We start from the raw sequence: 12,027 nt of genomic DNA on the forward strand, positions 1-12,027 counted from the left end.
GGGCCGTCCTTCGCTGCCGCCGCATAACCTCAAGGAACTGAGAGGTCGGCAATGCGGACAAACCTGCCATCAGATTTTCTGGCGCGAGGGTTCGCAGTCACGGATCACACGAGGATCATAAAGGAGAACCGGCGATTCCGGTGGGGCCTGCTCTGGTTGAAACCGCAGGCAATTCTTTCGGATCTATAAATGGCCTAGACCCGAGATGGCTTTGGTGCATCGAAGGCGTCGATATGGCGGGCCGCCAAGGATCAGTATGTCTGGCCTGGCGCCCAGACGCCTGACGCTGGTGTCTCCAAAGACGACTGGTTGGCGGGGCTGCGACCAAAATCGCACCCAGAGCAGACGCCCCGTTCCGCGCGCGCACGCTGCGGCTGCGAAGGCGTGAGATTCGGCATTTCAAAGGCAAATCTGGCCAAGCCATAGGGTCTCACCACGACGGTCTGCCGAAGGTTTTCGTGCCTGACACTCGCCCAGCGGGGCGCTCGGATTGGCCTGTCACAAACCCGGCCCGACCATCGTCACGCGCCCGCCGACAGATCAAATTTGTTAATCCGTCGGGCAGTCATTTGGTTTTGAGTGCGTTGTCCGGTGGTGGAATGCTGATCGGCACGCAGGGAGCTGGCACAGTCAAGCGCCGGATTGAACGATCGGATTTGATCGCCTGCCTTGGGAGGAGAAGCAATGACATCATCAATTCCGCACGACCCGCCTGCCGGTATGGACCGCCGGGCGTTCTTACGGCTCGTCAGCAGATACGGGTTCACCGCCGCAGCGGTGGCAACCGCGTCCGGGGCATATATGTCGAGCGCGGCGCTGGCCCAATCGGTCTCGGAAGAGCGTGAACGCAAAGCCGCCGCCGAGCATACGATGATTGTGGCCACGCCCTATGTCCTGGGCGCGTCGCGGAGCGTTCCGCTGATGCAGCTCGATTTCAAGGAAAACATCCAGAACATGACCAACGGCAAGGTCTATGTTCGGCTGGCCCCGGGCGGTGAGCTCGGCGTGGGCAGCTCCCTTGCCCAGAGCGTGCAGTCCAACACGATCCAGGCCGCGCAGCATTCGCTCGCCAATTTCGCGCCCTTCGCGCCGATCGTCGATCTGGTCAACATTCCCTACTGGTGCGGCAAGAACCAGCAGGCGGTCAATCTGGTGAACTCGAAGCAATGGGCCGATCTGGTCAATCCCAGCATCGAGGCGCGCGGCTTCAAGGCCCTGTGGTATGTCACCATCGATCCGCGCACGATTGCGCTGCGCCGAGGCTTTGACCAGCCGATCCGGACGCCGGATGATCTTGCCGGGGTCAAGATGCGGATCCCGGGTTCCGAGATCCTGTCGCAGCTCTACCGTCTGCTCGGCGCGAACCCGACGCCGATTGCCTGGGGTGAGACCCCGAGCGCGATCACGCAGGGCGTGGCCGATGCGCTGGACCCCTCGGTGCAGGGGCTGCAGATCTTTGGCTTTGACGCGATCCTGTCCTGGGTCACCTTTGCCCAGACCGTGCCGAACACGCAGGTCTATTCCTGCAACCTCGACTGGTTCAATGCTCTGCCCGGCGACGTGCAGGAGGGGATCCTCTTTGCCTCGGAAGTGACCGCGCATCAGAACCTGTCCAAGGTGCCGGCGGCGCGCGCCTTTTCCATGTGGGACCTCAGCCAAGCGGGGGTGCAGTTCTACGTGCCCAATGATGACGAGATGGGCGAATGGGTCGCCCGGGGCGGACATCAGCTGCCGGATTGGGACCCGTTCAAGATCGAGCTCGCAGGATCCATCGCGAATTTCGAAACCCTCAACGAGGCGGCGAACACCCGTGGGAAATACGTTGTCCACGACGTTTGAACACGTCGGGAGCTGCAGGACCCGCGCGGTCTGTGGCTCCCGTTTCGAGATCCGTGAGATTGCAAGAATGCCATGGTCATGATGGCCCCTTTGACCGAGCAGGACCGTGTCGTGATCATCGGCGCCGGTCACGCCGGGGGGCGCGCGGCAGAGCGACTGCGCGCTCACGGGTTCGCGGGTGGGATCACTCTGGTCGGCAAGGAAGACGTCGCGCCCTATGAGCGCCCGCCCTTGTCGAAATCGGTTCTGTTGCAGTCGGGATCCGAAGCGGACACGTATTTGCAGGACCTTGCATGGTACGCGGAGAACCGGGTCACCTTGCGCCTGGGCCAACTGGTCACGCGGATCGACCGGGACGCGCGCAAGGTCTTCCTGCTGGATGGCGAGACGCTGCCCTATTCCCGGCTCGTAATCGCAACGGGCGGGCGGCTTCGCGACTTGCCCGTGCCGGGGGCAGATCTGGACAATGTGCTGTCCCTCAAGACGATGGCGGATGCAGTAGCGCTCCGCGCCCGGCTCGACATCGCGCAGCGGCTGGTGGTGATTGGTGGCGGGTTCATCGGGCTCGAAGTGGCGGCCAGCGCGCGCGCTCTGGGCTGCGAGGTCACGGTCGTGGAGGCAACCGAGCGGCTGATGGGCCGCGCCGTGCCACAAGAGATCGGTGCGCGTGTGGCGGCGGTCCACGAGGCGCGCGGTACGACAGTGAGGTTGGGATGCGGGGTGCAGGCCCTGATCGGAGAGACCGCAGTGAACACTGTTGTTCTGACGGATGGCCAGAGACTCGCGGCAGATCTCGTGGTGGTCGGTATCGGGATCGCGCCGGAAACCGGATTGGCCGAACAGGCGGGTCTTGAGACCGCCCATGGCATTCTCGTTGATGACCAGTGCCGGACCTCGGATCCGGCGATCTTTGCCATCGGCGATGTGGCCTGCCACAGAGCGCGCGCCGCCCGGCCGGTGGAAAGCTGGCAGAATGCCGAGCAGCAGGCGACACGGGTCGCCGCGGCCCTCATGGGAGGCCCGGCGCCCGAAACCGAACCGCCCTGGTTCTGGTCCGATCAGGGGGATCTCAACCTGCAGATTGCCGGCACCCCGGCAAACTGGGACGGCGCCATGTCCCGAGGTCGCATGGCAGAGGGGTCTCTTTTGCTGATCCAGACGGACGGTCGGCAGGTGACAGGCGCGATCGGGGTGAATGCGAAAAAAGACATGCTCTTGATGCGCAAACTGCTCAAGGCCGGATGCCCCGTGGACGCCGACAGCCTGACGGATCCGGAGCAGCCGCTGAAAAAGACCGTGATGGCGGCGCTGCGGGCCTGAGCGCGCATGGCCGCGCGGTTTGACCGAAGACTTAACAGATCAGGGATCATCACCATGGCAAAGCAGACGCTGCTGGAGCTGAAAAACCGGGGCTCGGCCCCTCAACTCACCATGGTGCACGTCTCCTCGGCCGAACAGGCCGAGGCGGCAGAGGCCGCCGGGATCGATATGCTATGTGGGCCCTTCCTGCCCCAGACGCGGACGTTCCCGGCGGCAGCGCCGAACACGATGTATCGGTTCGGTCTGAAATACGGGCAGTATGTCTCGGCCGATCAATGCCTGCGCGCGGCGTTTGACGCGCTCGAATGTGGGGCGGATATCATCTACACCGCCCAGAGCCTCGAATTCGTCGAGGCGATGGCCAAACAGGGCATCGCGGTCTGCGGGCATCTGGGGCTGGTGCCCCCCAAGGCCAGTTGGACAGGCGGGTTCCGCGCTGTGGGCAAGACGGCCGATCAGGCCCTGACGCTGTTCCAGCAGATCAAGGATCTGGAGAATGCGGGGGCCTTCGCCGTCGAGCTTGAGGTGGTGCCGGACCGCGTGGCGGATGAGATCGCGCGGCGCTCGTCGCTGGTCACGATTTCCATGGGCGCGGGCACAGGTTGCGATATCCAGTATCTCTTTTCGAGCGATATCCTCGGCGAGGCTGGCCCGCGCGTGCCGCGCCACGCCAAGGTTTATCGCGATTTCAAGGCGGAGTATGACCGGCTCCAGCAGGAGCGCATCGCCGCCTATCAGGAGTTCGCACAGGATGTGCAGTCCGGCGCGTTTCCGGGGCCGGGCAATCTGGTGCGGATCTCGGACGCGGAATACGCCAAGCTGATGGCGCAGCTCGCGTAGTTTACGCGTCCTTCGCGGCCATCGACTTCAACCAGCGAATGAACCGGTCCGCCAGATCGGGCGAGGATGACTGCGTCCGGTAGTAGAAGCCGGGCCCCTTCAGCGCGATATCAAACGGCTGCACCAGAAGGCCCGCGTCCCGCTCGGGCTTGGCGAACCGATTGGCGAGCACGACGCCCAGCCCATCCGCCGCGGCTTTGATCCGAACGTTGGAATCGGTCATGCACAGGCTCTGGATGGTTTCGGGCTCAGCCACCCCGGCCAGGGCCAACCAGTCCGACCAGGGATCCAGATGGGGGGCCAGCTTCAACAGCGGGTATTTGAGCACATCCTCGGGCCGGTTCAGGGTCGCGGCGATCTCGGGCGTGCAATGGACGGTCATATCCGTGGGGAACAGCAATTGCGCGGCCTGTTGCGCAGCCGCGTTCTTGCTCCAGTAAATGACCACATCACTGTCTTCGGCGCCCTTGCGCATGTCGTGGTCGAGATGGATGCCGACATTCGGATTCCGCGCCGACCAACTGGACAAACGGGGCGACAGCCAGCGCAGCGCGAGATAGCTGCTGAGGGTCACCGAAATCGTGCGTTTCGCGCCGATGCCAAGCTTGTCGACCCCCTCCTGTAGCTGTTTCAGCGCCGCCGCGACCACGGGCAGGAACTCTTCGCCGTCCTTGGTCAGTGCAATGCGGCGGGTCAGCCGCTGGAACAACAACACACCGAGATCGCTTTCAAGTTTTGCAATCCGGTAGCTGACCGTTGGCTGGCTGAGGTTCAGCTCATCCGCCGCGAGGTTGAAACTTCCCAGACGTCCGGCGGCCTCGAAAGCCCGCAAATTGTTGATCGAAGGAACGTGCCCACCCATGCCGTTTTATAGATTTAATTCCTTGATCCATCAAGCCGCGTTTTGACTTTGATCGCTGTGCTGGCCCGTGAAACCTTGAGCCATCGCAACTGAGACAGACAACGAAAAGGAGGCCTGGACATGTCATCTGCCACTCCAGAGTCAGGGCTGGCTTTCGGCCGGGATCAGGTGATCTCGAAGAAAGAGCTCAAGCAATACATGAAACGATCCGACCTGCCGGGTCTGATCAACTTCTTCGGCCATATGGGTGTGATGATCTTCACGGGGTTTCTCGTCTATCAGACCCTCGGAACATGGTGGGTCGTGCCCACCATGGCGATGCATGCGGCAGTGCTCGCGTTCCTCTTTGCCCCTTGCCATGAATGCAGCCACGGCACGCCGTTCCGGACCCGGTGGCTGAACGAGGCAGTCTACTGGGTGGTGTGCCTGATCTACATGGTGCCGCCGACCTTCTTTCGCTACTACCACGCGACCCACCACACCTATACGCAGATCCGCGGCAAGGATCCGGACATGCTGCCCGAGCGGATGACGGTCGTGGATTACATGGTCTATGTGTCCGCCTATGCGTTCTGGAAACGCGGCCTGATCTGGATGTTCAAGCACCCGTTCGGCAAGATCGCGGAATCCCAGAAATACTTCATCCCCGAGAGCGAAGTGCCCCGTGCCACCCGCGAAGCCCGGATCATTCTGGCCATCTATTTCGCCGTGTTTGTCGCCTCGATCTACTTCCAGAGCCTGCTGGCCCTGTGGCTGTGGATCGTACCGCGCCTGGTGGGGGAACCGCTGATGCGCTGGATCCGTTTGTCGGAGCATGGCGAATGCGAGGAAGGCCCGGATCTGCGGACCAATACCCGCACCACCAAAACCTCGCGGCTGGTCTACTTCCTGTTCTGGAACATGCCCTATCACGCCGAGCACCATCTCTGCCCGATGGTCCCCTTCCACGCGCTGGGGCGGATGCATGAGGCGGTGAAGGACAAGCTGCACCCGGTGGGCGAAAGCTACCCCAAGGTGCATGGCGAAATCCTCGAGAAGATCTCGAACAAGCAGGGCGTCACCTGGGAACACCCCCAGACCTCGTCCTAGGGCCCGCCCCCGCACCAGCCGGCGACCCCGTCGGCTGGTGCGCGCGCCCGCAGCAACCTTCCATAAAAAAACAAGGGTCACAGAATGTCGGAATGGATCCAGGCGTGTCACACGTCGGAGATTGATGAAGAGGACCTGATCCGCTGGGATCACGGCGAGAAAACTTACGCGATCTACAACACCCCAAAGGGGTTTTTCTGCACCGATGGGATGTGCACCCATGAAGCGCAGCATCTCGAAGAGGGGCTGGTGATCGACGATGTGATCGAGTGCCCGCTCCATCAGGGGCGTTTCAACCTGATCACCGGCAAGGCGCTCTCGGCACCGGTCTGTGAGGATCTGGCGACCTATGAGGTCGATGTGCGCGATGGCGTGGTCTTTGTCCGTGTCTGAGGCGCAAGCTGTCACCCACCGGACCGCCCGGCGGGTGCGGATCTGCGCCGATGGCTGATCCCTTCGATCTGACGGGCAAGGTCGCCGTGGTGACCGGGGCGTCCTCGGGCCTCGGTCGCCAGGGCGCACTGGCCCTGGCGCGACGGGGGGCGAAGGTGCTGGCGGTGGCCCGGCGGGCCGACCCTCTGCGCAGTCTCGAGGGGGAGCGTATCCGCGCCGTCCCCGGGGATGTGGCAGATCGAGCTGGCCTCGACGCGCTGGTCTCGCGGCTCACGGCGCCTTTCGGCGCGCCGGACATCGTCGTTCATGCGGCGGGGCTGAACTTGCGCCAGATCGCAGACGACGTCACCGATGAGGGGTGGGACCAGACCCTCGCGGTGAACCTCACAGCGCCCTTTGCACTGTCCCAGCGTCTGGTGCCCGCCATGAAGGCGCGCGGCTGGGGGCGGATCGTGAACTACGCCTCGGCCCAAAGCACAAGGGCCTTCCCCGGGGGCATCGCCTATGGCGCGAGCAAGGGGGGCATCGTCCAGCTCACGCGCGCCATGGCCGAGGCCTGGTCCCGTTACGGCATCAACGCGAACGCGCTCGGACCGGGCTTTTTCGAGACGGAACTGACCGAGGCGGTCTTTGCCGACCCGGACCGGGCCGCCCGGAATGCCGCCCAGACCTGCATCGGACGGAATGGGCGGGACGGTGATCTCGACGGGCCGTTGGTGTTTCTGTGCGCGCCGGCGTCGAACTTCGTCACCGGGCAGCTGCTGATGGCCGATGGAGGCTTTACCGCGAAATGACGGCGCCTGCCTCCCGGGGCGCTACATGGTGGGGGGAGACCAAGACGACAGCTCCCCCCAAAATTCAAATCCAGTCCACGTCGTCGACGCCCCATGTCCGCCGAGCCGTCCAAGCCTTCTCCGTTCAGCGGAGTGTTTGGCTCCTGAGCGCAAGCAATCCAGGACTTGTGTCCTTCGATCGCGTCACCCGTGCGTGCAGACACCATATGCTTTCTCAAAAATCCGGCCACTGGATGAACGGCCCTTCCTGCAAGGCTGAGCATTCGACCGTTTGGCCGCGTGGCCGACCCCGGAGCAAGTGTAGCACAGGACCCTCAGCCTGAGGTCCTTATCGAGGCGAACGACCCGGAGCTGACGGTGTCAGGTGAGCATCGTCACCGGAGTGTAGCCCGTCACAGGCGACATTCGCTGCCGTCGCATCCTGCGGAGTACGGCGTTGTGCGCGCGCCAAGGCGGGCGTTTCGCCCCTCCGATGACAACAGTGTCCGTGTCGGGCGGGTGTCTCGCCAGGGTTCGGCTGTCCGTCCGGATGATTTGTCCGTGCCGACCCATCCGGACGCATGAACTCGTCAGATCCACCTAGTGCAGAGCAGCGGGCCACGTGGCCCGTCCTGTTTTTGACCCCGACGAGGATAGACACCATGTCCCTATTCGACCCTGACGCCCTGAACTCCGGCCCTGCAGAGGCCTTGCAGGAGTTTGCAGACAGCAACCCGGCACCTGCGGTGCTCCTTGAAATCGCGCGCGGCGGTTTGTCGGTGCAGAACGCTGCCGGAACCACGGCGCTGGACGGAGACACAGCCGCCAGCACCGACAACACGTTCGAGGTTGGGTCGCAGACCAAGATGATGACCTCCGTGATCGTGCAACAACTGGTCGGCGAAGGTGCGATCGATTTCGACGCGCCCCTGGCCGAGCAGATGGACCTCACCGGCCTCGAAGACATCCCCAACATCAACGATGTCACCGTGCGCGAATTGCTGGAAAACCGGTCCGGTATCCCCGATTTCAATGCGATCCCGGGGCAGGCGGGTTTGCCGGCCTTCATCGAACAGCTGCTGGACGATCCCACGCAACCCTTTGGGCCCGACAACATGTTGGCGCTTGTGTCAGATCAGCCCGCCGACTTTGCGCCAGGGGACTCCTATGGCTACTCAAACACGAACTACCTGCTGCTGCAGAAGCTGATCGAACAAACGACGGGCGACAGTTTTGCAGACGTGATGTCCGAGCGCGTCTTCTCGGTCGCGGGCATGGATGACAGCTCCATGAGATCCGACGGCCAAACCGACGGTATGCTGCGATCCTATGCGGAGCTGTTCCCCGGAGAGGTTCTGGACGTCACGGATGTCCCCATCGATTTTGGCGCGGCTGGCGGGGCGGTCTCGACCACGTCGGACATGATCCGGTTCATGGACGCGCTGCTTGTCTCGCGCACGCTGCTGCCGCCCGAGCAACTGGAAGAAATGCTGGACTTCCGTGCCGCGGATGGCACCCCCAGTCTGGACGGGGAGAGCCTCGGCCTGTCATCGGGCACCGCGTATGGGCAACAGTTCATCGGGTTCGCGGGGGGGACGCTGGGGACAAACACCGCAACGTTCCTGCATGTCGAGTCTGGCACCATCTACTCCATCGCGGCGACCCATTCGAATGCGGAACCTACGGAGCTGCTGGTCGCGGCCTTCGCCGAAATCTTCAACGACGAGAGCTGGGCCAATTTCGACCCGTCCGATGAGAGCTTTACGATTGCGGGCACGGCCGCCGAGATCTCGTTGACGGAGGATGAAGATGCGCCGGGCGGGCCGGTCACTGTGTTTGAACTGGGCAATGCCAGCCTGACATTTGAAGGCGGCCTGGGGGATCTCGACACAGGTCGCTTCACCTTTTCGGACGGGTCGACCTTGTCCATCGGCACCGATGGTCAGGACCTGATCGATGTGCTTCGTCACGCTCCGGATGCAGCCCATGGCGACAATCAACTGATCGGCGGCGATGGCAATGACCTGCTGCGAGGGGGCTATGGCAATGACAAGATCGACGGCGGCGAGGGGCGCGACGTCATCCGAGGACGCGACGGTGATGACAGCATTTCCGGTGGCGCCGGAGATGACTTCCTGCGCGGAGAAGTTGGCAATGACAGGATCGATGGCGGCGACGGAAGCGACCTTGTCCGTGGCGGTCAGGGCGACGACATGCTGTCCGGTGGACATGGCGATGACAGGATCCGTGGAGGCGACGGCGACGACGTCATCGACGGTGGCACAGGGCGCGATTTCATGTGGGGCGGCGAGGGCGCGGACAGTTTTGTGTTCCGCGAAGATTCCGGTCAGGATCGCATCTTTGGCTTCAACACAGAGGAGGATCAGCTCGATTTCTCCGAAACCGGCTTGCGTTTCGAAGACCTGGAGATCAAGTCCCACGGGAATTACGCGCATATCAGCTACGGCGACTCGGACCTGACCGTCTTTGGAACCGGCGGAGAGGTGTTGACGGAAGACTGCTTCATCTTCTGACCGCGCGACCGAAACCAAGGGGCGCATATGCGAGTATGCGCCCACCATTAACTGCGGGTTTCGTATGGATCCCACATATCTGAACCTCGATGTCGAAACCCTGCGTCTGGCGACCGGGACCGGGTTGCTGGTGCTGTGTGCGTTTTGCGGACATCTGCTGCTGTTGCCGGACAAGCATCGGCAGGTTCGCCTGCCCCTGGCGCTGTTCTTTTGGGCCAATGCGATTGAGTTGTTGAGCCTGCCTGCCAGTGCCTTGCGCGGCGCGGCGGACCCGACTTTCCTGCACATCGCCCTCGAGTTGGTCGAGATCCCCCTGACCATGGTCCAGCCCGTGCTGCTCTGGCTGTTCGTCATTCGGTTGACCGATGATCCGACGCGGGAACCCACGCGGCCGCGCTTGGTCTGGCACAGTCTTCCCGTCGGATTTGCCTGTGTCGTGTCCATCTACATCCTGCTCTTGCCCCGCGCCTTGCAGGACGGGCTCCAGCCGGGTGCAGAGGATATGGTTGTCTGGCAGACACTGGCGCTGATCGGGCTCTATCTTTCGACAGTGCTTTTCTACGGATTGCTCCCGATCTACGCCATCCTGATCCTCAGGCGGCTGAAACAGTATCGACGCCGCCTGAAGGACTTCTTTGCCAGTACCGAGGCACGGGAAATGGCTTGGGTCTGGTGGCTTGCAGCCGCCGTATTGGTGTTCTGGGGCTTCAACCTGATCTCGATTGTTGCGTCCCTGTTCGACCTGGAGGAGCCGGGTGCAGATAGCTTTGGCTCGCTCCTCCCGGCGATCGCTGTCAATTACATCCTGATCTGGAGCATTGCCCTTTGGGGGATGCGGCAAAGTCCCGGGATAACGCTGCCGCCCCCGCAAGATATTGCACAGGTCCAGCCGACGGTGCCGGTTCGAAAATACGGCAAATCCAACTTGGATGACGTCCGTCTCGACAGGATTGCCACCAAGATCGAAGCGCTGATGGCAGAGCAGAAACTCTATCTCGAACCGGATCTGTCCTTGTGGGATCTGGCCGGGCGGACCGGCGTGACGACCCATTACGCATCCCAGGCCCTGAACGAGAAACTCGGTGAGCGGTTCTTCGACTATGTCAACCGCTGGCGCGTTCGCGCGGCCGCAAACCAGCTCCGCACGAGCAAGGCGACGATCCTGACCATCGCCTACGAGGTCGGGTTTAACTCGCGATCTTCGTTCTACACGGCATTCAAACGTGAGTTTGGGGTCACGCCTTCGCAGTATCGCAAGAGTGGAAACACAGACAGCGCGATCCAAACGCCGGACAATTCTGTGGATGCCCACCAGACAGGCGTCCCGGTTCAGAGCGTGTCTTGAGCCGGTCTCCAATGTCGTCAGGGCTTCTGGCCTAAGCGCCCTCAGCGCCGGTGTGATCCGGGGCTTTCCGGTCGGGTTTGAGCGCTGGCGCGAAGGCCATGGATGGCCGGGATCCTGGGCTGATCGCGGTGGCTAGACCTCGCCCAATTCCGTGTTGAACTCGTCAATCCGGCGCAGTCGGGTGCGGGCGTCCAGCCCGGCTCTCAGCGTCGCGCGCGTGACGATCTGATGGCACAGGGAGGTGACGGAGGCGTGGTTGAACTGGGGGCTTGAGGTTTCGATCCGGCAGCGGAAATGCCATTTCATGCGGTGGTTCGGTTCGGTGCCATCATCCGTGATCAAGGCGGTCGGAATGCCCAGCCGATCCAGTTGCAGGAGCGCGGCGTCCGTGTTGCCCATCTTTTGGCGAAGGGCGATCCAGATCACAACGTCGTCCGGTTGCATGGCCGCAAAATGCTCGCCCAGACTTTCCCCGGCCTGCGGGATCAGGGCGGCTTCGGGAACCACCTTGATCAGTTGCCAATAGACATAGGACGCAAAGCTGTGGCTGATCCGGTATCCGGCGACCCAGACCTTGCGCGACGTCGCGATGGCCGTCGCCAGTGCATCGAGCTCGGCCATGTCGATGCGCTCGAACGTCCGCGACACATTCTCCAACTCTTCCTCCAGACTGGTGGCGAGCTGTTCCTCGGGGGGGACATGCTCCGAATGCGCAAGGAAATACCGCGATCCGCGCTGGCTTTCCGCGCGGGCCGCACGGCGGGCACTTTCGTAGTTCTCGAAGCCCAACCGCCGGACAAAGCGCGACACCGTTGATTTGGAGACGCCGCTCAGCCTCGCCAGTTCCTGCGCGTCGTAGGAGGCAAGATCCCCCGGAAACTCGAGAAGAAAGGTCCCCAAGGTCCGTTCTGCGCGGTTCAACTCCGGCAGCGCGGTTTTGATCCTGCTCAGGAAGGATGCATCTTCGTGAAACTCAAATTTCATTCCGCGAGAATGCGTCGCCGCACGATTTCAGGCAAGCCCGAACCACTT

General features: G+C 62.6%; 10 protein-coding genes. 8 read left to right on the forward strand and 2 right to left on the reverse strand.

Annotation, left to right across the window (positions count from 1 at the left end; genetic code table 11):
- The first annotated feature begins 684 nt into the window (after positions 1-684).
- The 3 genes from ACP15I_RS21400 (at position 685) to ACP15I_RS21410 (ending at position 3,999) form a co-directional block, all read left to right on the forward strand.
- Positions 685-1,839, forward strand: coding sequence for a TRAP transporter substrate-binding protein (locus ACP15I_RS21400; protein ID WP_424976610.1), 1,155 nt, complete (start codon positions 685-687; stop codon positions 1,837-1,839).
- A gap of 78 nt (positions 1,840-1,917) precedes the next feature.
- Complete coding sequence (locus ACP15I_RS21405; RefSeq protein ID WP_424976611.1) at positions 1,918-3,159, forward strand: NAD(P)/FAD-dependent oxidoreductase; 1,242 nt, start codon at positions 1,918-1,920, stop codon at positions 3,157-3,159.
- 54 nt (positions 3,160-3,213) lie between these two features.
- Positions 3,214-3,999, forward strand: a complete 786-nt coding sequence (locus ACP15I_RS21410) for a 3-methyl-2-oxobutanoate hydroxymethyltransferase (RefSeq protein ID WP_424976612.1) — start codon at positions 3,214-3,216, stop codon at positions 3,997-3,999.
- 1 nt (position 4,000) lies between these two features.
- On the opposite strand, the gene ACP15I_RS21415 is transcribed toward ACP15I_RS21410, so the two are convergent.
- The gene (locus ACP15I_RS21415; protein WP_424968780.1) at positions 4,001-4,861 is read right to left on the reverse strand and encodes a LysR family transcriptional regulator; all 861 of its coding nucleotides are present in this window, start codon (positions 4,859-4,861) and stop codon (positions 4,001-4,003) included.
- A gap of 120 nt (positions 4,862-4,981) precedes the next feature.
- Here ACP15I_RS21415 and ACP15I_RS21420 point away from each other — a divergent pair, with 120 nt between their 5' ends.
- The 5 genes from ACP15I_RS21420 to ACP15I_RS21440 all read left to right on the forward strand — a co-directional run bounded on the left by ACP15I_RS21420 (position 4,982) and on the right by ACP15I_RS21440 (position 10,995).
- Positions 4,982-5,950 carry a fatty acid desaturase gene (locus ACP15I_RS21420; RefSeq protein WP_424972814.1) on the forward strand — a complete coding sequence of 323 codons (969 nt, stop codon included), beginning with the start codon at positions 4,982-4,984 and terminating at the stop codon, positions 5,948-5,950.
- Positions 5,951-6,034: 84 nt separating this feature from the next.
- Positions 6,035-6,343 (forward strand): Rieske 2Fe-2S domain-containing protein, encoded by a 309-nt coding sequence (locus ACP15I_RS21425; protein WP_424976613.1) that lies wholly within the window; start codon positions 6,035-6,037, stop codon positions 6,341-6,343.
- Positions 6,344-6,393: 50 nt separating this feature from the next.
- Positions 6,394-7,137, forward strand: a complete 744-nt coding sequence (locus tag ACP15I_RS21430; RefSeq protein ID WP_424976614.1) for an SDR family NAD(P)-dependent oxidoreductase — start codon at positions 6,394-6,396, stop codon at positions 7,135-7,137.
- 641 nt (positions 7,138-7,778) lie between these two features.
- Complete coding sequence (locus ACP15I_RS21435) at positions 7,779-9,650, forward strand: serine hydrolase (protein WP_424976615.1); 1,872 nt, start codon at positions 7,779-7,781, stop codon at positions 9,648-9,650.
- A 973-nt stretch (positions 9,651-10,623) separates the two neighbouring features.
- Positions 10,624-10,995 carry a helix-turn-helix domain-containing protein gene (locus ACP15I_RS21440; RefSeq protein ID WP_424976649.1) on the forward strand — a complete coding sequence of 124 codons (372 nt, stop codon included), beginning with the start codon at positions 10,624-10,626 and terminating at the stop codon, positions 10,993-10,995.
- A gap of 132 nt (positions 10,996-11,127) precedes the next feature.
- Here the strand turns inward: ACP15I_RS21440 and ACP15I_RS21445 are convergent, their stop codons facing one another.
- Positions 11,128-11,979 carry a MurR/RpiR family transcriptional regulator gene (locus ACP15I_RS21445; protein ID WP_424976616.1) on the reverse strand — a complete coding sequence of 284 codons (852 nt, stop codon included), beginning with the start codon at positions 11,977-11,979 and terminating at the stop codon, positions 11,128-11,130.
- Positions 11,980-12,027 lie beyond the last annotated feature (48 nt).

This window comes from Dinoroseobacter sp. S124A (assembly GCF_049801015.1).
GTDB lineage: Bacteria > Pseudomonadota > Alphaproteobacteria > Rhodobacterales > Rhodobacteraceae > Dinoroseobacter.

What these genes read in the sequence shown, in the direction of transcription:
- ACP15I_RS21415 (WP_424968780.1), bottom strand. Translation starts at nt 4,861, where the DNA reads ATGGGTGGGCACGTTCCTTCGATCAACAATTTGCGGGCTTTCGAGGCC.
- ACP15I_RS21405 (WP_424976611.1), top strand. Translation starts at nt 1,918, where the DNA reads ATGATGGCCCCTTTGACCGAGCAGGACCGTGTCGTGATCATCGGCGCC.
- ACP15I_RS21410 (WP_424976612.1), top strand. Translation starts at nt 3,214, where the DNA reads ATGGCAAAGCAGACGCTGCTGGAGCTGAAAAACCGGGGCTCGGCCCCT.
- ACP15I_RS21435 (WP_424976615.1), top strand. Translation starts at nt 7,779, where the DNA reads ATGTCCCTATTCGACCCTGACGCCCTGAACTCCGGCCCTGCAGAGGCC.
- ACP15I_RS21420 (WP_424972814.1), top strand. Translation starts at nt 4,982, where the DNA reads ATGTCATCTGCCACTCCAGAGTCAGGGCTGGCTTTCGGCCGGGATCAG.
- ACP15I_RS21400 (WP_424976610.1), top strand. Translation starts at nt 685, where the DNA reads ATGACATCATCAATTCCGCACGACCCGCCTGCCGGTATGGACCGCCGG.
- ACP15I_RS21430 (WP_424976614.1), top strand. Translation starts at nt 6,394, where the DNA reads ATGGCTGATCCCTTCGATCTGACGGGCAAGGTCGCCGTGGTGACCGGG.
- ACP15I_RS21445 (WP_424976616.1), bottom strand. Translation starts at nt 11,979, where the DNA reads ATGAAATTTGAGTTTCACGAAGATGCATCCTTCCTGAGCAGGATCAAA.
- ACP15I_RS21425 (WP_424976613.1), top strand. Translation starts at nt 6,035, where the DNA reads ATGTCGGAATGGATCCAGGCGTGTCACACGTCGGAGATTGATGAAGAG.
- ACP15I_RS21440 (WP_424976649.1), top strand. Translation starts at nt 10,624, where the DNA reads ATGGCAGAGCAGAAACTCTATCTCGAACCGGATCTGTCCTTGTGGGAT.